Source organism: Chitinophaga fulva, assembly GCF_012927205.1.
Lineage (GTDB): Bacteria > Bacteroidota > Bacteroidia > Chitinophagales > Chitinophagaceae > Chitinophaga > Chitinophaga fulva.
Window position 1 is genome coordinate 536598 of the sequence record NZ_JABBGC010000004.1, and the last position, 20726, is coordinate 557323.

Consider the following 20726-nt stretch of genomic DNA (forward strand, 5'->3'; position numbering starts at 1 on the left):
AGGGCTAGTTCAAAATATTGATGAGGTTAACCACTACTTTGATCATCATTTCCATTTCATCTGTTTTACTTTCTGCGATCATTAACGTCAATGCCACCAGTGCATTGTCTGCAATGCGTTTTGATCCATCGGGTTTGTACAGCAAATTATTTTTCTCCATGAACCATATGAAGAGGAAAGCAGCAATCCGTTTGTTACCATCTGAAAAAGAATGGTTTTTAATGACGAAATACAACAGGTGCGCTGCTTTTTCTTCAATACTGGGATATAACTCCTTGCCGTCAAAGGTTTGATAGATGGTGGCCAGTGAACTACGGAAAGAGTCATCTTTTTCATTACCAAATAAACTGCTGCCTCCAAATTTCTCTTTCAAACCATGAATTGCTTCCATCGCTGTATGGTAGGTTATTTGAAAAATGGTATTCGTAGTAGTGTCGGCTATGAGCAACTGTTGATGATCGTATCGGTCCAATACATCCAGAGCATAGGCGTAGTCAGTTAAAACCTTCAACAGTCCTGTGGCTTCGTCAGCCTGCAAGGGATGACTTTCCATCACATTCCCCAGGAGTCTGATGGTGTTTTTGAGTGATGTCAGTTGCTCGCTTTGTTCTTTCAGGCGTTGTTCGTTCAGTGCATAACCTTGAACCAGGTAATCCTTTAGTACCTTGTTGGCCCAAATCCGAAATTGCGTGCCTCGTCGTGATTTAACGCGGTAGCCTACTGAAATGACTACATCAAGGGAGTAAAAAGGCTTTTGTCTGGTTACTTGTCGTGCGCCTTCGGATCTCGCAATCATTGATTCTTTAATAGTGAGTTTTTTTTCTAATTCCTCCTCCTTGTAAATGTTATTAATGTGAAGACTAATGTTTTGTTTGGTTTGTTGAAATAATTCAACCATCTGGGCCTGAGTAAGCCATATCATGTCGTCTTCTAGTTTGACCTCAATGGACGTTTGTCCATCTTGTGTTTGATAAATAAGCATATGTTTATTGTTTAGTGTTGAGAGATGGAACATGAGCTTATTTTTTGTTGACATGAAGTATATGGTGAATTTTTGCAAAGTAAGTTGTTTTAACAAATCGACCATATTTACTTCTGTTTTAAAGCGACATGTTCTTGTTTTATAATTTCTATTATATTGTATATCAGTTGTTTATTCCAACTGTCAAGGAATCCTTGACAGTTGGATTTTTAAGTTTTTGCTTTGGGGTTTACGTTTCGTGGCCAACTGTCAAGGATTCCTTGACAGTTGGAATTTTAAGTTCCTGCTTTTGGGTTTGCGTTTCGTGTAGACCAACTGTCAAGGATTCCTTGACAGCTCAAAGTCTATATTGAATCTTGTAGGTGACAGAATACTTTTATGTTTTTTCCCATTTTTTAAAGCCTTATAATAATCAATCATGGATTCAACCGTAATCACCTCTTCGGAGCGTTGATACAAAGGCAACCCTTTTCTCGCCATGATCCACGGCATCTCGCGATGTGTCAGTTCTTCCAGATAACTGGCCGAGTGTTCTCCATAAATTGAATACACCTCGTTTAACAGGTCTTCTGTTTCAGTGGAAAAATTGGTTTTCTCCAGGCCATTGGTATTTATCCCGATAAGGCAATCGCGGCAGTTGTCTTTAAAACGTTGATACAGGCTGGGAACAACAGGCCCATGTACCCAGGCCTGAATAGGCTCACTAAAAAGTAGTTGATTAAAAACCACCAGATGCCATGCCTGTGCGTAATACACCAGCTTCTGCAACTTTAGCGGTGAAATAGTATCTCCGGCATTGGTGTCCAGTCTCGCCAGAAACCAATCTGCTACTTGATCAGCAGTATGCGCGGCTAGGTTTGGCTGATATGGTCTGCTTCCTTTAAGTCGTTTTTTCGTCGAAGCCATATTAATATGTATTATTCTTATAAGGGTGCTTTTTATGGTCAGCTTTCCTCTTTCAAATAATCTGAAAAAGGTATTGGCAGATGGTAGGTTTACAAACATAATCCACGATTTTTTGGTAACAGCCTGCAATATCCACCAATCCATTCCTCCAAATGTTAACTACTTGTAAATGATCGAAATCCGATCCCGGTGATTCTCCGCGTATCATCTCTCTGATCAGGGATCAATCCATAAAACCCAATACAGACAAGAGTTTTGATGGCCCCATAACAGTCCATGACAGCCCTGCCCGCTGATTTCTCTACTTTAGTAAAAACAGATACAAAAATTCCACATGGCTGTAATCGCAGGTATCATATTCCACTTCATTGGCGGCTTCGCCTCGGGCAGCTTCTATATGCCCTTCAAAAAAGTAAAAGGATGGCGCTGGGAATCTTATTGGCTGGCAGGTGGACTGTTCTCCTGGCTGATAGTGCCGCCGGTAGCGGCATGGATTACCCTGCCGGGATTCGCTGAATTTATTGCGCAGGCCTCGTGGCGCACGCTGGCGGCGACTTATATATTCGGACTGTTATGGGGCATTGGTGGCCTCACATACGGACTGGGCATCCGCTACCTGGGTATGTCACTGGGTAATTCGGTGATGCTGGGCTGCTGCTCTCTATTCGGGGCGCTGGTACCGGCGGTGTATTACAACATGGTCCCTGTTGCGGGTAAAACATCCCTGTCGGATATGCTCGGCAGCAGCTGGGGACAGGTAGTCCTGATAGGCATGCTGGTATGCCTTGCGGGCATCTGTATCTGTGGAAAGGCAGGCATGATGAAAGAAAAAGAACTGCCGGAGGAAGAAAAGAAAAAAACGGTGGCGGAGTTCAATGTGATAAAAGGATTGATAGTGGGGGTGGTATCAGGTGTTCTTAGCTCCTGTTTTGTATATGGTATCGAAGCCGGGAAAAGTATGGCGGAAATGGCGGTCACACGCGGACTGGACCCATTGTACCAAAACAACGTGACCTACGTGGTACTGCTATGGGGCGGCCTGACCACCAATCTGGTCTGGTGTCTGTTACTGAACCTGCGCAACCGCTCGTACACGGATTACACTAACAAACAAACGCCATTGGCGGCGAACTACTTTTTCTCGGCGCTGGCCGGCACAACCTGGTTTCTGCAGTTTTTCTTTTACGGCATGGGCGAGAGCAAAGTGGGCAACGGCGCCAGTTCATGGATACTGCACATGGCCTTCATCATCCTGATCGCGAACATGTGGGGACTGGTACTCAAAGAATGGAAAGGTGTCAGTACAAGGGCGAAGGCTACTATCATCGCGGGTAATCTCACTATTCTGCTTTCTGTATTAATCGTTGGTTACGGAAACTCTCTTAAATAAATATTTGTATGTCGCTGGAAAGAACACAGTTTAAAAATGTCAGTTATTTATGGGATGATGTTACTGCCGCAGCTATGGCCGGCGATGAAGTAGCGCTGCTGATATACCGCTCTAATCTGCTGGGCGCCGATCTGCGTCTCACCAACTATGGCGGTGGCAATACTTCCTGTAAAGCCGTGGTGCCGGACCCGCTTACCGGTAGGGAAACAGAGGTGATGTGGGTAAAAGGCTCCGGCGGCGACCTCGGTACCCTGAAACGTAATGGCCTCGCTGCGTTATACACAGACCGCCTCCGGAACCTGGAAAATGTATATCGGGGCATTGCCTTTGAAGATGAGATGGTGGAACTGTTTAATCTCTGCCTGTATGATCCTGCTTCCCGGCCTCCCTCCATCGATACCCCGCTGCATGCTTTTCTGCCATTCAAACATATCGACCACCTGCATCCGGATGCGGTGATTGCCATTGCTGCTGCGAAAAACGGAGAACAGATCACGCAGGAACTGTTCGGCGGCGCCATCGGCTGGGTGCCCTGGTTGCGCCCCGGGTTCGACCTGGGGCTGCAACTACGGCAATGCCTGCACGATCATCCGGGTATCCGGGGAATTATCCTCGGCTCCCATGGCTTGTTTACCTGGGGAGACACTGCCTACGACTGTTATATGAACACACTGGAAGTGATCGATAAAGCGGCGAATTATATCCATGCGAAAGTATCTCAGCAGCCTGCGGTATTTGGCGGCGCGGTGATACCCGACCTTCCTGGGGAAAAACGTCGCAGCCAGGCGGCCGTGCTGGTGCCAGTATTGCGGGGCTTCGCCTCTTCTTACCTGTCTATGGTGGGACATTTTACAGATGCACCAGACGTGATGCAATTCATCAACGCTAAAGACCTGCACCGCCTGGCGCCTATGGGCACCAGTTGCCCGGACCACTTCCTGCGGACGAAAATCTCCCCGCTGGTGCTGGACATCGCTCCGGAGGAAGACCTGCACGATATGGCGGCGGTGAAAAGCAGGATTGCACCTTTATTTGAAGCCTACCGCGGGATGTATGCGGCGTATTATCAGCAATGTAAACATGATAACAGTCCGGCCATGCGTGACCCTAACCCGGTGGTGATACTGTGGCCCGGCATCGGCATGTTCACCTTCGCCAAAGACAAACAAACAGCCCGCGTGGCGGCAGAATTTTATATCAACGCTATCCACGTCATGCGTGGATCTGAAGCAATTTCTGAGTATATTTCGTTACCAAGGCAGGAAGCTTTCAATATCGAGTACTGGCTGCTGGAAGAAGCGAAACTGCAACGGATGCCTAAGCCCAAAGCACTCAGCGGCCGTGTGGCGCTGGTAACAGGCAGTGCCGGTGGTATCGGCAAAGCCATTGCGCGGAAATTTGTGGCCGAAGGTGCGGTAGTGGTGATCAGCGATAATGATGAAACACGCCTGCAAACCGCCAGCAGGGAGTTTGGGCAACAGGTGGGTAAAGATGCTTTTACGGCTGCATTGCTGGATGTTACCCGCCCGGCTACGATTCAACAGGCTTTTGCACAGGCGGCGCTGACTTTCGGTGGGGTAGACCTGATCGTGAACTGTGCCGGCCTCTCTATTTCCAAACCGCTGGAAGCCCATACGGAGGCGGACTGGGACCTGCTCTACGATGTGCTCGTAAAAGGACAGTTCCTCGTTACGCAGGCCGGCGTGGAAGTGATGCGGAAACAACAGCTCGGTGGCGATGTGATCAATATCGTCAGCAAAAATGCGCTGATGAGTGGCCCGGACAATGCGGCTTATGGCTCGGCTAAAGCGGCTCAACTGCACCTTAGCAGGCTCAACGCAGCGGAGCTGGGGAAAGATCGTATACGTGTCAACGTTGTCAACCCGGATGCGGTCATCTCTGATAGTAAAATATGGGAAGGCGCCTGGGCCGAAGGCCGCGCTAAAGCATACGGTATCACGGTGGCCGAGCTGCCCGCCTTTTATGCCAAACGCACGCTGCTGAATGAAATCATCCTGCCGGAAGATATTGCCAACGCCTGCTTTGCCTTCGCCGGTGGCCTCCTTCATAAATCAACCGGCAACGTGCTCAACGTAGATGGCGGCATTGCCGCTGCTTTTGTCAGATAATAAAAAATCGTTTGTATGCAGATAGACCAACATCGGATCGCGGCCTGTAATGAGCTACTTACGGCAACGCACCAACGCAGGCTTCAATTCCTTCGACAGGAAATACCCCATACAGAAGACATCATCAGCAAACTGACCGCATTCCAGGTGGCTATCCCCAGCTGGGCGCTCGGCACCGGCGGCACCCGCTTCGGCCGCTTCCCGGGCGGCGGCGAGCCTCGCTCGCTGGAAGAGAAACTGGAAGACATCGGTCTCCTGCATGCGCTCAACCGGGGCAGCGGCGCGGTATCCCTGCACATCCCCTGGGACATCCCCTCCAATGCGACACATATCCGCGCGGTAGCCTCCCAGCTGGGACTAGGCTTCGATGCGATGAATTCCAATACCTTCCAGGACCAGCCCGGACAGGAACACAGTTATAAATTCGGATCCCTCGCTCATACGGACAAGCATACACGTCAACAGGCGGTGGCACATAACCTGGAAGTAATACAATACGGCCGGGAGCTGGGTTCTAAAGCCCTCACCATATGGCTGAGCGATGGCTCCTGTTTTCCTGGTCAGCTCAATTTCCGCCGGGCTTTCGATCATGCGCTGGAGAGCTTTGGCGAAATTTATCAGTCGCTGCCGGACGACTGGAAACTGCTGATTGAATACAAAGCATTTGAGCCTAACTTCTATTCCACTACGGTAGGCGACTGGGGCCAGTCACTGTTATATACTTCCAAACTGGGGCCGAAAGCTTTTACCCTCGTAGATTTGGGGCATCATCTGCCGAATGCCAACATCGAGCAGATTGTGGCCCTGCTGCTCCGCGAAGGTAAACTGGGCGGCTTCCATTTCAATGATTCCAAATTTGGAGACGACGATCTGACGGTAGGCAGCATCCGGCCATACCAGCTGTTTCTCATCTTCAACGAACTGATTGACGGCATGGATGCAAGGCATATGCAACACGCCACAGACATGGGCTGGATGATTGATGCGAGCCATAATGTGAAAGACCCGCTGGAAGACCTGCTGCAGTCTGTGGAGGCTATCCGCATCGCTTATGCACAGGCCTTGTTGGTGGACCGTGAGCAGCTGATAGCCGCCCAAAACAACCACGATACAGTACTGGCACAGGAAATCCTGCAACATGCCTTCCGTACAGATGTGCGGCCACTGATAGCAGAAGCCCGTCTCCGTGCCGGTGGCGCACTGGACCCGCTGGCGGTTTTCAGACAAACAAAAATACGAGAGCAGCTGGTCCGCGAAAGAGGCAAAACTGCCATCGCTACCGGGTTGTAAAGCATCTGCCGGTTAAAACAAATTCCACATGCCCGTTCCCGTTATAGCTGTTTTCGATATAGGCAAAACCAATAAAAAACTGTTGCTGCTCAATGAACAATACCACATTGTTTTTGAGCAGCAAACCTGTATGCAGGAAACTACGGATGAAGCCGGAGATCCTTGTGAAGACCTGCATTTACTGATACATAACATGCAGCAGCAGTTAACTGCTGTATTGACAATGGAAGCATTTGAAGTGAAAGCGGTCAACGTATCCGCCTATGGCGCCAGTCTTGTTTGTATCAATGAAAATGGCGCGCCGGCCGGCCCTTTGTACAATTACCTGAAACCATATCCGGAGGAGTTATTGAACCGCTTTTATACCGCTTATGGTGATCGTGCGCACTTCTCCCATCAAACGGCTTCGCCGGCTTTGGGTAGCCTTAATGCAGGCTTACAGCTTTACCGCATACGGCATCATCAGCTATCACTGTTTAGTCGTACCTGTTATACGCTGCACCTGCCGCAGTTCCTTAGTTACCTCTTTTCCGGACAGACATTTTCTGAGATGACCAGCATCGGTTGTCATACCGGGCTTTGGGATTTCATACAGCAGCAATATCATTCCTGGGTAGACAAGGAAGGGTGGCTGGACAAGTTGCCGCTGATAGTCCCTACAACCTGGACTACGCTGACGCAAGTACAGCAGCATGCGTTACATATCGGCGTAGGCATACATGACAGCTCCGCTGCGTTGGTTCCTTACCTGTTGCAGTTCCACGAACCATTCGTGCTGCTGTCCACCGGTACCTGGTGTATCAGCATGAATCCTTTTAACCATGAACCGCTCACTACGGAAGAACTACAGCAGGACTGCCTTTGTTATATCCGCTACGACGGGCTCCCGGTAAAATCTTCGCGTTTGTTTGCCGGGCATATGCATGAAATGGCAGTGCAGAAGATAGCTGCATTTTTTGGAGATGATCAGCAGCATTTTAAAGAACTGCCCTATGATCCGCAGATCGCGGCGCAGTTAGCACAATCGCCGGAATTTAGTATTTTGGAAATGTCGCGTTATGAAAACAGTGCGGTAGCCTACCACCATCTGGTCATGATGTTGGTAAAACAACAACAGTACGCCACCCGGCTGATACTGGGCCGTACAGCGGTAAAGAGACTGTTTATAGATGGCGGCTTTGCCCGCAACAACATCTATATGCAACTGCTGGCAAAAGCTTTTCCGGAGATGGAGGTATATGCTGCTACGGTATCCCAGGCATCCGCCATGGGCGCCGCGCTAGTGATACATGACAGCTGGAATACCCAGCCCGTGCCTGCAAACCTGGTGCAACTGAAACACTATGCCTGATATGCCTATAAAAAAATACATACCGCTATTGTTATTGCTGATGCCACTGTTCGTTCAGGCACAGGAACAATGGACAGCCCGCTGGATAGGGCTGGACACGCTTTCTGCATCCAATCAATGGATCGCCTATACGCAGAAAGCAGTGCGCACCACAAAGAAAAAGCAGATGATCACCCGTATTGCCACCGACAGCAAATACATGCTGGTGGTCAATGGGAAACTGGTTGTCCGGGAAGGGCAACTGAAACGTGGTCCTAATCCGCAGGACACTTATTATGATGAGATAGATATCGGACCCTTTTTGCAAAAGGGGGAAAATGATATCATGGTGATCACGTGGTTCTGGGGCAAAGAGGGGTTTGCCCACAAAAACAGTGGTCGTAATGGGCTGCTGTTTCAATGTGAGGACACCGCCTTTAACAGCAATACGTCCTGGAAAGCCCGTCGGATGAAGGAGTATTACAGTCCAGACGGGATACAGCCCAACTTCCGCCTCGCGGAAACCAATGTGGGCTTTGATGCATCCAAAACAGATACTGAAACGTGGCAGCAGGTAATAGATTTCGGTGCGCCGCCAGTAGCGCCGTGGCATCAGCTGGTAAAAAGGGATATTCCCTTCTTTCGGGAATCTGAACTGAAAAACTATATTGGGGAACCTGCAAAAAAAGGAGATACACTGATCTGCCGTCTGCCTTATAACGCACAGGTAACACCAGCATTTAAAATCATAGCGCCGGCAGGTATAAAAATACAACTGCTGACAGATAATTATCTCACTGCCGGAAATCCGGAACTGGCCAGTGTGCGCACAGAATATATCACACGGGAAGGGGAGCAGTCATTTGAAACCCCTGCCTGGATGAATGGACATTTCGTTAAATATGTGATGCCACAGGCGGTGAAAATCCTCTCCCTGCAATACCGCGAAAGCGGCTACGATACAAAGCTGGCAGGCACTTTCCATTCCAGTGATTCCGCATTGAATACACTGTGGCAGAAAGCGCAACGCACCTTGTATGTCAATATGAGGGATAATTATTTCGATTGCCCCGACAGGGAAAGAGCGCTCTGGTGGGGTGATGTGGCCATTGAAATAGGAGAGACGTTTTATGCATTGGACACGAACGTTAATCAACTATCCCGGAAGGCTATACGAAACCTGGTGGACTGGCAAGCGCCGGATAGTAGTCTTTATGCTCCCATACCCGCCGGTAACTGGCGCCAGGAACTGCCGCAGCAGATGCTGGCGGCTATCCATGGTATGGAAACTTACTTCCTGTACACCGGGGATACGGCCACCATGCGGTACGTATATCCCGCTGTCAAAAGATATCTGTCATTATGGAAAACAGATGAACGCGGTATGATCATCCACCGCAAAGGCGGATGGGACCTGCCGGACTGGGGTACCAACATCGATGCATCGTTGTTGGACAATGCCTGGTATATCGTTGCGGCAAGGGCGGTGATCACCATGGCATCACTGAGTAATGATAAATCCTATGCTACGCAGCTCGAAAAGCAGATAGAGAAGATAACTTACGCTTCCCGGCAATATTGCCTGCGTGATGGTGTTTACCGTTCTCCTGATTACCAGGGGGAGACAGACGACCGCGCTAACGCCATGGCTGTCATAGCCGGTATTGCGCGACAGTCAGACTATCCGGCTATTATCCGGTTGTTGAAAACAGCTCGGCATGCGAGCCCTTATATGGAAAAGTATGTGCTGGAAAGCTTGTTTGCCATGAATGCGCCCGGAGAGGCTTTGGAGAGGATGAAATCCCGGTACCAGGTAATGATCGATAACCAGTATACCACGCTTAATGAATTGTTTGATGACAATAAAGGCGGCACCAACAACCACGCCTGGTCCGGCGGTCCGCTTACATTGTTATCGCAATATGCTTGTGGTGTTGTGCCCCTGAAGCCCGGATATGAACGTTATCTTGTGAAACCGATGCCCGGCGGACTGTCTGTTGTCGGTGGCTCCCATGAAACCATAAAAGGGCGTATAGCCGTACAGTATACCAAAACCGGTTACGGCATGAAACTGGAACTGAATGTGCTGCCTGAAACAAGCATGGTGGTGGCTGTGCCTTATGAAGAAGGACAGAAGGTTGTGGTAAATAACAAGGATGCATTTGTCAGCGGTGGTTTCATCCCGATAATCGGGCTGACCTGGATCGGTATAGAGAATGGATATATGTATTTTTCAACGAACGTAAAAGGTAAATATGTTTTTGAAACTTATTGAGATATGAAAGCACCCAGATTGATAGACCTGATCGTAATAGATGAGTACTCCGCTACGCCGAAATACCTGCAGCTGGCCAATTCTATCCTGAAAGGATTGGAGAACGGGCAGATCAAGCCAGCGGACGTGCTGCCTTCTATCAATGAGCTTAGCTTTGAGCTGGATATCTCCCGGGATACGGCGGAGAAGGGATACCGTTATCTGAAAAAGACAGGCGTGCTGGGCTCCGTACCAGGTAAAGGATACTTTATTCCAGATAACGAAGTGCCGGCCATTCCGCGCATATTCCTGTTGTTCAATAAACTCAGCGCACACAAAAAAATCGTGTATGACGCTTTCATGGCCGCATTGGGCGATCAGGTAGCGGTAGATTTTTACGTCTACAACAATGATTACGCGCTGTTCAAAAAATTACTGACCAATAAAAGAGAAGACTATTCCTATTACGTGATCATCCCCCATTTTACAGAAAGAGGGGAGAAAGCACATGCGATCATCAATACATTGCCCAAAGACAAGCTGGTAATCCTGGATAAAAAAGTGGATGGCATCACCGGTGATTTTGGCGCGGTATATGAAAATTTTGAAGAAGATATCTACAACGCCCTGCGGGAAGCACGGCCGGCATTGAGCAAATATCATACGCTGAAGATTATCTTCCCTGATGACTGTTACATCCCGTCAGAGCTGTTGACCGGGTTTACCCGTTTTTGCCAGGACTATGCCTTCTCCTACAAAATACTGCATGATGCAGCAGAGGAGCCGGTGGATGCAGGCGAAGTATATATTACGCTGATGGAAGATGATCTGGTAAAACTGATAGAAAAGATCAATGCATTAGAATTAACGGTAGGAGCGCAGGTAGGCGTGATTTCCTACAACGAAACACCACTGAAACGTATTATCCTAAATGGTATCACCACCATATCCACTGATTTTCAGAAGATGGGAGAATTGGCCGCCCGGCTGGTCCTGGAGCGCTCGGTAGCGCATATGGAAGTTCCTTTCCGGCTCCGGTTAAGGGCTTCTCTCTGATATTATAGTTTGCGTGTATATACGTAATCGCAGAATGCGTATTTACAGAACGCTTTTTGTGTTGCTGAAACTGTAATTTCGTATCGCAGTTTCCGGAAAACGGCATACAGTTCACATTTACCCCAAAACGCCAAAAACTACAAGGTACGCCTGTGCATTACCTCGTTGTGCTTAAACCCCAACATCATGAAAAAGTTAGCAGCAAGTCTGGCCGGCGCTATAGGTTCGCGCTACCTGAAAAACAGGAACCAGCTTATTTTCGTCGAATACGGCGGCTTCATTTCCACTATTGATCTTTCTCCTGCCGCCGCTACGGTGGTATCCCAGGGCACTGTTGATATTAAAGGCACCTGGTCATTTGACTGTGAAACCGGTACCAATGTTCCCATGGGCGGTAACGCTGATATCTTTTGGGAACAAATCGACAGCGTTAAAAGACAAATGGTGCCGCAGGGCAATGCCCGCATTATCAATCTGGGTGTCACAGATTTTAACCTGGTGACAGCTGCCGCCTTGCAATCCTACGCCTACAGCAACACACCGGTGATTGGTAACAACGATGCCACAAATAAACTGATCAACGGTGATGTCTTTTGTGTGCAAACAAAAGAAGGTAACTACTGTAAATTAAAAGTGGTCACTTATGGTTATAATCTTACTGTACAGTGGGTCACTTATAGACTGAATCCTATTTACAGGCATATTGGTAGTGGTTATAATCAACCGGAAGATATTGCCGTAACAGCCAATGAACAAACCGCGTATGTTACGGAACGTACGGGCAATGTGTTAAAAGTAAATCTTGCTACAGCAGATCGTTCTGCCGCTGCTGTGGTATGCTCCGGCCTGAATACGCCACAGCAGCTGTGGCTGGATGAAGCGCATATGCAGGCTTACGTAGTGGAATATGCCAATCCTGGTAATCTGGTGCGCGTAGATCTGAATACCGGTACCAAAACGGTGCTGTACAGCGGTCTTAACCTGGCCGTGGGATTAACGCTTACCGCTGATCTGTCTACTGCCTACGTTACAGAACAGGGTGGTACGCCTGGTATTAGCCGCATTACATTGGCAACTGGTACTAAAACGCTCATTGCGGGCGGTTTAACAGCCCCCTTCTTCCTAACCTGGGCAGACACCACTGAAAGCCGGCTGCTCGTAGCAGAGCGGGACCCGGCCAATCGCATCTCTGCTGTAGACGTTACCAAAACCAGCGGTAATGTCAACGTATTCATCGGTGGTACCGCTTCACGTCCTTCCAGTATTGCCGTGATACAACCGGGCAACTACTGTATATGCTGCAATGATGAGGTAGATCAATACACGCTGACCGCCACTTCCGGCAACTGGTTGTACAAAGGCATCGGTTATGTGCCCTGGAACCTGATTACTGCCGCGGGTAAAGCCGATACCACTACACAACCAGCCTATCCTTTTCAGTTCCCGAAAGACTCTCCTTTCGGTGGCACGTTGCCGGTGAATATCGATCACTACAATGCCTGGAACAACAATGTCCGCTACTATAAAGTGTTGATAGATGGCAGCCCCCGCTTCGATTCATGGAATGATCTTCGCCTCAACCCGGTGAACGGGCATTACGATATCATCGAGCTGCAAAAGCCTGATATCAGTGGTTTCTATGGCATTCACAATCCGGCGTTCGTATACTACAATACGGATCTGGGTTGCCTGTTGAATAGTCTGTCTGTGCCCAACGGTGCCCATACGCTCAAACTGGAATTCTATGATGGGGCACACGTGCTGGTATCTTCCATGAGTAATGCGCTGCTGGTGAATAACGATCAGTGTGTGGCCAGCATGGACATTCCATTATTGAACATCACGCCGGCGGATCCGAATTGTGGTTACCTGAAATACACCAATACCGCAGATATAGTGAAGTTGCACTGGACAGCTTCCCATCCGCAGGGATTTGCTACCTGGTCTTTTGGTATCATTAAAGGTGCCCATGGTTATTTTGGTACATCCGGGGCTTTATTCCCGGCCACCTTCCATACGGAAACCTTTACCAAAAGTGTGGCGGATATGCTGGGTGCCTGTCCGGGCGTAGCAGCATTTGCTGAATCGCTGTATGTGGCGTCTACGGTGATTAACGGAGTGGGTCGTCAGAGCCAGTATGATGCATCTGCATCCATTGCTTTCTGTCTGGCTCCGTGATGATAAAAGTAGTAGGTTATGTTGGAGATTTGATTATTTGATTCATCTGTTGTCAAATAATCAAATCTCCTTGTATTATATAACAGCGGGGAGTCCTTCATATTCCACCCGCGCAATGACTGTCTCATCATCAGGTTTTACTTTACGGACAGAATTTACCGGCCAGTATTCCAGCTGTCCTGCCGGATATTCATGTTGGATAACATTGCGTATATCCGTCTCTGTTAGATCTTTTTTAATCCATTGAAAGGCCAGGTCATCTGGTAGCATCAATGGCATTCTGCCGGCGTTATCGCCACCATTGTGTATTTGTTGCATGACGGAATTAGCGGCGCGGGTGAGCAGCGTGAAAGTAGGGATACGTTCGGGTTTGTCCACATCCCAGGAATTGGAGTAAGCCCACAATCCTGCGATGAAGAAAATATCCTGTTCACGGGAATGGATATAGTAGGCTACTTTGTTTTTCCAGCCGGGTATCTGCCGGTATTCGAAGAAACCAGTAACAGGCACCAGGCAGCGCTGGTGGCGGATTGCGTTCCACATGGTACCGCTTTCCGGTACTTTCTCGCTGCGGGCGTTCAGGTACATTTGCCGTTGTCTTTTCACTTTTTCGGCGGTGTCCAGCAGTTTGGGGATAGGGCCCCAGGTGAACCTGTCCAGCTGTGGCCCTTCGTTATCTACAATAACAGGCCATTGCGGAAAAGACATCCCTATTTTATGGTAAGTGGCTGCAAAGTCAAAGTTCGGGTTGATGCCCGTCTGAAGCAGGGGTACCCGCTTCAGGATCTTTTGCAGGTTGGCATTCAGCGCGATATCGTAGCACATTATTTTAGTAGCTTTCTATTGCCGGTAAAGGTACTTTTATTTCTTCATCTCCATATTTCAGGGAGAGATATAATTCCCCGTATTGCAACGCGTATTGAATGCGGATATATTCCGTTGGCCAGGTGGTGTATTGACTGATATAATGTTTCACATGCTGTACCAGTTGCGGGTCCGGTGTTTCATGCTCCGGATCTATCAGTGCCACATATATTTTGTAGCCCACAGGTTGTGCGGCGGCCACGCAGAGCTTATCCACTTCTTCCAGGTGAATGGTCTGGTAGATATACTTGCGCCGATCGAACCGGATATGCTGAAAATGTGCGTTGGCGCTGGCAATGTCTTTATACGGCGTGATCAGGAATGCTTCCCGGATATGGGTATCCGCAGCTGATATGCCCGCAGGATAACACTGGCGGACAAAAAAATGATATTCTTCCTTCAGCAGCGCGGATAACAGCGCTGCCGACAATAATGTTAACGGATGATGCATAACAGTTGTCGTTTCGCTATTTACGCATGTCCACAATTACCGCCGTCACAATGCCCCATACCTGGAAATCCGCGTCGTCCGTGATCATCACCGGTTTATGAAACGGATTCTCCGGATGCAATACCCAGTTACGTCCCGCTTTTACCAGCCGCTTGATCGTAAACTCGCCGTTCAGTGTCCCGACGATAATATCGCCGGTAGAAGGCCGGATGGACCGGTCCACCACGGCAAGGCAACCATCCGGAATATGTGCCTCGCTCATACTGTCGCCTTTTACCCTTACAATAAAGGTATTACGGGCATCTGTGGGTATAATACGGGAAAGATCAATGGTTTCCTGTTCGTTGTCAAAGGCAGGTGAGGGAAGACCCGCGGCAATACTGGTATCAAAATATGGCAGGGTCATGTTAGGCTCACTCCACTTCAATGCTTCCATACAACTATCGCTTTAAATGAATACTAATATTATTAGCAAATTAAAGCTAAATTATTTAGTTTAAAAAATACATTAACAGATCATTTGCAAAGGCCGTAACCCTCGTTGGATGCTAACTGCCGGCAAATCAACCGGATGAGAAAAACGATTGCTAAAACGGCCGCACCGGAAATTTTTTCGGCTGAAAGCGGGCAGCACCCCACTGCGGAAGCATTTCAGAATATGAAAATTATTTCTATATTGCCAACAACCCAACAACCTATGGCTTACATAATGGTAGATGTAGAATCAGACGGCCCCATCCCCGGAGACTATTCCATGATCTCTTTCGGCGCCGTACTGGTAAATGATGCCCTGGACACCACGTTCTACGGGCAGTTAAAACCCGTTTCAGATAATTATATCCCTGAAGCGCTGGCCGTGTCTGGCCACACGCGGGAAGAAACCCTGCAATTCGATGACCCCAAAAAGGTAATGTCAACCTTCGCGGCATGGCTTAGCAGCAACTGCAAGGACAGGCCCGTGTTTATCAGCGATAACAACGGGTTCGACTGGATGTTTATCTGCTGGTATTTTCATCATTTCACCGGCAGCAATCCCTTTGGCCACAGCTCCCAGAACCTGGGCAGCCTGTACAAAGGACTGGTGAACGATACCTTTAAGAATTTTAAACACCTGCGCCGGACCAAACACACCCATCATCCTGTAGATGATGCTATCGGCAACGCTGAAGCCTTGCTGACACTTAAAAAAGAACATGGCCTGAAAATTAAATGGTGATTAACAAAAAAATAAGTTTGATTTCCCGATTTACTTATTATTTTTGTCCCGACATTATGATTATCAACATACATATCCATCATCACCATCATTCTTACCAAGCAGGTAGGCTGGGATGATAATGTGTATACAACCATATTAGATTCATCATCAGGGGCTTACCAACCGGTAAGCCCCTTTTTTATTTTTACACATCATGAAATTAAAGATCGCCATCCAGAAATCCGGCCGCCTGCACGATGATTCCATCAAATTGCTGAAGGAATGCGGCATCGACATTAACAATGGTGTTAACAAACTGAAAACGGAAGCCAGCAACTTCCCGCTGGAAGTGTTCTTCCTTCGTGATGATGATATTCCGCAATACATTGAAGACGGCGTAGCAGACATTGGCATCGTCGGCGAAAATGTAGTGCTGGAGAAGAAGAAACAAGTCAACATTGTTGAGAAATTAAACTTCGGCAAATGCCGCCTGTCCATGGCCGTGCCTAAATCCTTTGAATACAGCTCTGTAAAGGATTTGGAAAACACCCGTATCGCTACCAGCTACCCGGTGATCGTACAGGAATTCCTGCAACGCAACGGTATCAAAGCTGAAATCCACGAGATCAGCGGGTCCGTGGAGATTGCTCCCGGCATCGGCCTCGCAGATGCTATCTGTGACCTCGTCAGCAGCGGCTCTACCCTCTTCATGAACGGCCTGAAAGAAGTGGAAACCGTTCTCAAATCTGAAGCAGTGCTGGCTGCCTGCCACCACCTGCAACCGGAACAACAACAGCTGCTCGATAAACTGGTGTTTCGTATTCAGGCGGTGAAAAGGGCCAAGAACACCAAATACATCCTGCTCAACGCGCCCAATGAAAAACTCAATGACATCATCGGTCTGCTGCCCGGCATGAAAAGCCCTACGGTACTGCCATTGGCACAGGAAGGATGGAGCTCTGTTCACTCCGTGCTCAATGAAAATGATTTCTGGGACATCATCGAAAGCCTGAAAACCGCTGGCGCACAAGGGATCCTCGTAGTGCCCATCGAAAAAATGGTGATCTGATAAAAAGCAAAAGCAAACATGCAAACAATAAAATTTCCCGATAAAGCTACCTGGAACACTTTGCTGCAACGCCCGGTGATGGATACTACCGCGCTGGAAGCCAAAGTGGAAGCCATTCTCCGCGATGTGCAGCAGAACGGCGACCAGGCAGTAAAAAAATATGCGGCTGAATTTGACAAGGTGCAACTGACAGACCTGGAAGTGAAACCGGCAGCATTCACCGCAGCAGAAGCGGCACTGGAACCGGCCCTGAAAGCGGCTATTCAGCAGGCGGCTAAAAACATTACCACTTTCCACAAAGCCCAACAGGAAAAAACACAGATCATCGAAACCATGCCAGGCGTTCAATGCTGGCGCAAACCGGTAGGCATCGAAAAAGTGGGACTATATATCCCCGGTGGCTCTGCGCCACTGTTCTCCACCATCCTGATGTTGGGCATCCCTGCGGCGATTGCAGGTTGTAAAGAAATCATCCTCTGCACGCCTTCTTTACACCCGGCTATCCTGTATACGGCTCAACTGGTAGGCATCTCCCGTGTATTTACTATCGGCGGGGTACAGGCTATCGGCGCTATGGCCTATGGCACGGAGACAGTGCCCAGGGTGTACAAGATCTTCGGTCCGGGCAATCAATACGTAACCTGTGCCAAACAGCTGGTCAATAAAAGAGGCGTAGCCATCGATATGCCGGCCGGTCCTTCGGAAGTGGCGGTACTCGCAGACGATAGCTGCGTACCTGATTTTGTGGCGGCCGATCTGCTCTCTCAGGCAGAACACGGTCCGGATAGCCAGGTGGTACTGGTCACCACCAGCGAAAAAGTAATCACCGATGTGGAAAAGGCCCTGCAGGCGCAGCTGGACAAGCTGCCCCGTAAGTCCATCGCTACTGCGGCGCTGGACAACAGCAAAATGATCCTGGTGAAGGATATTGATACAGCGATGGAGATGCTCAACGCGTATGCGCCGGAACACCTGATCCTGGCCTGCCGTAACGAGCTCAACGTGGCCGATAAGGTGACCAACGCCGGTTCTGTGTTCCTCGGTAACTATACGCCAGAAAGCGCGGGCGACTACGCCTCTGGTACCAATCACACCCTGCCTACCAACGGCTATGCTACCGCCTATAGCGGTGTGTCTTTGGATAGTTTTGTAAAGAAAATTACCTTCCAGCAGATAACGCCGCAGGGCCTTCAGCAAATCGGTCCCACCATTGAGGCAATGGCCGCGGCAGAAGGACTGGATGCACACAAAAACGCTGTCTCTGTCAGACTTCAATAACTAAATACAAAATATCAAAATATCAAGATGTTTAATCTGGACTCCCTGCTCAGGGAAAATATAAAAAGACTGGTGCCATATTCTTCCGCCAGGGATGAATTTAAAGGACAGGCATCTGTATTCCTGGATGCCAACGAAAACGCCTTCGGATCGCCGCTGCCGGTGAACTACAACCGGTATCCCGATCCAATGCAGTGGCCGCTGAAATACAAACTGGCCGAAATCAAAGGCGTACCGCCGCAGAACATCTTCCTCGGCAATGGCAGCGACGAACCTATCGACCTGCTGTACCGCGCTTTCTGCAATCCCGGTGGCCGCGACAACGTGGTGCTGTGCCCTCCGACATATGGCATGTATGAGGTAAGCGCTCACATCAACGATGTGACCATCCGTAAAGTAAGCCTCACACCGGATTTTCAGCTGGACCTCGAAGCGCTGCAACAGGCGGTGGACGAAAATACCAAACTGGTATTTATCTGCTCTCCTAACAATCCTACCGGTAATTCTATCAACCGGTCAGATATAGAACTGCTGCTGAATAATTTCGATGGTATTGTGGTGATCGATGAAGCGTATATCAACTTCTCCCGCCAGAAGTCCTTTATACAGGAGCTGACGGAGTACCCTAATCTCGTGGTGCTGCAAACCCTGTCCAAAGCATGGGGACTGGCAGGTCTCCGCGTAGGCATGGCTTTCGCCGGTGAGGACATCATCAACGTTTTCAACAAAGTAAAACCGCCGTACAATATCAGCCAGGCTACCCAGGAACTGGCCTTACAGGCGCTGGACAACGTGGCGCGCGTGAATGAATGGATACGCGACATCGTAGTAGAACGTGACCTGCTTTCTGCCGGACTGGAACAGCTGCCGCAGGTGCTGAAGGTGTATCCCAGCGATGCCAACTTTATCCTGGTGCAGACTACTGACGCCAAAGGTATCTATCAGTACCTCACCGAACGGGGCATCGTGGTACGCGACCGTTCCAAAGTAGAGCTCTGCATGGGCTGCCTCCGCATCACCGTGGGCACGCCGGAAGAAAACGTGCAGCTGCTCGACGCTTTAAAATCTTTTAACCTGAAAACTGAAACACCGGTATCTGCATGAAACGAGTGCTCTTTATAGACCGCGACGGTACCCTCATCAAAGAAGTGCCGCCCACCTATCAGATCGATAGCCTGGATAAAGTGGAGTTTTATCCAAAAGTATTTGTGAACATGGCCCGTATTGCGGCCGAACTGGACTATGAACTGGTGATGGTCACCAATCAGGACGGACTGGGTACGGCTTCTTTCCCGGAAGATACGTTCTGGCCGGCACAGAACATGATCCTTAAAGCTTTTGAAAACGAAGGGGTGACCTTCAGCGAAATATTCATTGACCGTAGCTTCCCGGCAGATAATGCGCCTACGCGCAAACCTGGTACCGGTATGCTTACCCGCTTTTTCTCCGATGGTTATGACCTGGCCAATTCTTTCGTGATCGGTGACCGTATCACCGACGTGCAGCTGGCCAAGAACCTCGGCGCCAAAGCTATCTGGCTCAATGAAGGCAACAACCTCGGCGGCACAGAAATCAGTGATACGCTGCAGGCCCTCGAATCCGTGATCGCCCTGGAATCTACTGACTGGAACCGGATCTATGAATTCCTGAAACTGGGACTTAGAACGGTAACGCATGTACGAAAAACAAACGAAACTGATATTACCATCAACCTGAATCTGGATGGTAGCGGTAAAGCAAATGTGCATACCGGTCTGGGTTTCTTTGATCATATGCTGGACCAGATCGCCCGCCATGGCTCCATCGACCTCAGCATCACCGCTAAAGGCGATCTGCATATAGACGAACATCATACCATTGAAGATACCGGTATCGCACTCGGTGAAGCGATTTCCAAAGCACTGGGCGATAAACGCGGCATCGAACGTTATGGCTTCTGTCTGCCGATGGACGACTGCCTGGCGCAGGTGGGCATTGACTTCGGTGGCCGTAACTGGCTGGTATGGGATGCTGAATTTAAGCGTGAGAAGATAGGGGAGATGCCTACCGAAATGTTCTTCCATTTCTTTAAGTCCTTCTCCGACGGGGCAAAAGCCAACCTCAACATCAAAGCGGAAGGGGAAAACGAACATCATAAGATAGAAGCGATCTTTAAATGTTTCGCCAAAGCTATCCGGATGGCGGTAAAACGCAATCCATATAATATGCAGCTGCCAAGCACCAAGGGTATGTTGTAGCAGGCAAAAAAAAATTTGCATTTGTTATAAAAATGTTTCAATTTTGTCTCGCTATGAATAATAACATGACAAATAAACATTGGTGGTGGCACGGAATCAATTCCTGATCTGTGT

General features: G+C 48.9%; 17 protein-coding genes. 12 read left to right on the plus strand and 5 right to left on the minus strand.

Features of this window, described 5'->3' with window-relative positions:
• Positions 1-4: 4 nt before the first annotated feature.
• Positions 5-1060, minus strand: a complete 1056-nt coding sequence (gene rhuM / locus HHL17_RS30585) for a RhuM family protein (protein WP_240976004.1) — start codon at positions 1058-1060, stop codon at positions 5-7.
• A 240-nt stretch (positions 1061-1300) separates the two neighbouring features.
• Positions 1301-2032 (minus strand): Panacea domain-containing protein, encoded by a 732-nt coding sequence (locus HHL17_RS30590; RefSeq protein WP_206156227.1) that lies wholly within the window; start codon positions 2030-2032, stop codon positions 1301-1303.
• A 190-nt stretch (positions 2033-2222) separates the two neighbouring features.
• Between HHL17_RS30590 and rhaT the strand changes: the two genes are divergently transcribed.
• The 7 genes from rhaT (at position 2223) to HHL17_RS30625 (ending at position 13515) form a co-directional block, all read left to right on the plus strand.
• Positions 2223-3278: an L-rhamnose/proton symporter RhaT gene (gene rhaT / locus HHL17_RS30595; protein WP_169228615.1), complete on the plus strand. Its 1056-nt coding sequence runs from the start codon at positions 2223-2225 to the stop codon at positions 3276-3278.
• Between the two features lie 8 nt (positions 3279-3286).
• Positions 3287-5407, plus strand: coding sequence for a bifunctional aldolase/short-chain dehydrogenase (locus HHL17_RS30600; RefSeq protein WP_169228616.1), 2121 nt, complete (start codon positions 3287-3289; stop codon positions 5405-5407).
• Positions 5408-5422: 15 nt separating this feature from the next.
• Positions 5423-6697 carry a TIM barrel protein gene (locus tag HHL17_RS30605; RefSeq protein ID WP_169228617.1) on the plus strand — a complete coding sequence of 425 codons (1275 nt, stop codon included), beginning with the start codon at positions 5423-5425 and terminating at the stop codon, positions 6695-6697.
• 28 nt (positions 6698-6725) lie between these two features.
• On the plus strand, positions 6726-8048 hold the full coding sequence (locus tag HHL17_RS30610; RefSeq protein WP_169228618.1) for an FGGY-family carbohydrate kinase: 1323 nt from the start codon (positions 6726-6728) through the stop codon (positions 8046-8048).
• Position 8049: 1 nt separating this feature from the next.
• The gene (locus HHL17_RS30615; protein WP_169228619.1) at positions 8050-10302 is read left to right on the plus strand and encodes an alpha-L-rhamnosidase-related protein; all 2253 of its coding nucleotides are present in this window, start codon (positions 8050-8052) and stop codon (positions 10300-10302) included.
• Positions 10303-10305: 3 nt separating this feature from the next.
• The gene (locus HHL17_RS30620; protein WP_169228620.1) at positions 10306-11337 is read left to right on the plus strand and encodes a GntR family transcriptional regulator; all 1032 of its coding nucleotides are present in this window, start codon (positions 10306-10308) and stop codon (positions 11335-11337) included.
• 186 nt (positions 11338-11523) lie between these two features.
• The gene (locus tag HHL17_RS30625) at positions 11524-13515 is read left to right on the plus strand and encodes a hypothetical protein (protein WP_169228621.1); all 1992 of its coding nucleotides are present in this window, start codon (positions 11524-11526) and stop codon (positions 13513-13515) included.
• Positions 13516-13590: 75 nt separating this feature from the next.
• Here the strand turns inward: HHL17_RS30625 and HHL17_RS30630 are convergent, their stop codons facing one another.
• Genes HHL17_RS30630 through HHL17_RS30640 form a run of 3 tightly spaced genes read right to left on the minus strand, consistent with a single transcriptional unit; the run spans position 13591 to position 15266 of the window.
• Positions 13591-14340, minus strand: a complete 750-nt coding sequence (locus HHL17_RS30630) for an SOS response-associated peptidase (RefSeq protein ID WP_169228622.1) — start codon at positions 14338-14340, stop codon at positions 13591-13593.
• 4 nt (positions 14341-14344) lie between these two features.
• Positions 14345-14830: a hypothetical protein gene (locus HHL17_RS30635; protein ID WP_169228623.1), complete on the minus strand. Its 486-nt coding sequence runs from the start codon at positions 14828-14830 to the stop codon at positions 14345-14347.
• 16 nt (positions 14831-14846) lie between these two features.
• Positions 14847-15266, minus strand: a complete 420-nt coding sequence (locus HHL17_RS30640; protein WP_169228624.1) for a LexA family protein — start codon at positions 15264-15266, stop codon at positions 14847-14849.
• Between the two features lie 261 nt (positions 15267-15527).
• Between HHL17_RS30640 and HHL17_RS30645 the strand changes: the two genes are divergently transcribed.
• The 5 genes from HHL17_RS30645 to hisB all read left to right on the plus strand — a co-directional run bounded on the left by HHL17_RS30645 (position 15528) and on the right by hisB (position 20612).
• A complete protein-coding gene (locus HHL17_RS30645) occupies positions 15528-16046 on the plus strand; it encodes a 3'-5' exonuclease family protein (protein ID WP_169228625.1) in 519 nt (172 codons plus the stop codon).
• A 196-nt stretch (positions 16047-16242) separates the two neighbouring features.
• Complete coding sequence (gene hisG, locus HHL17_RS30650) at positions 16243-17097, plus strand: ATP phosphoribosyltransferase (RefSeq protein ID WP_206156228.1); 855 nt, start codon at positions 16243-16245, stop codon at positions 17095-17097.
• Positions 17098-17115: 18 nt separating this feature from the next.
• Entirely contained in the window at positions 17116-18375 is a 1260-nt protein-coding gene (gene hisD / locus HHL17_RS30655) for a histidinol dehydrogenase (protein ID WP_169228626.1), read from the plus strand.
• A 27-nt stretch (positions 18376-18402) separates the two neighbouring features.
• Positions 18403-19479 carry a histidinol-phosphate transaminase gene (gene hisC, locus HHL17_RS30660; protein WP_169228627.1) on the plus strand — a complete coding sequence of 359 codons (1077 nt, stop codon included), beginning with the start codon at positions 18403-18405 and terminating at the stop codon, positions 19477-19479.
• On the plus strand, positions 19476-20612 hold the full coding sequence (hisB, locus tag HHL17_RS30665; protein ID WP_169228628.1) for a bifunctional histidinol-phosphatase/imidazoleglycerol-phosphate dehydratase HisB: 1137 nt from the start codon (positions 19476-19478) through the stop codon (positions 20610-20612). The genes hisC and hisB overlap by 4 nt, the downstream gene beginning before the upstream one ends.
• The last annotated feature ends 114 nt before the right edge of the window (positions 20613-20726 follow it).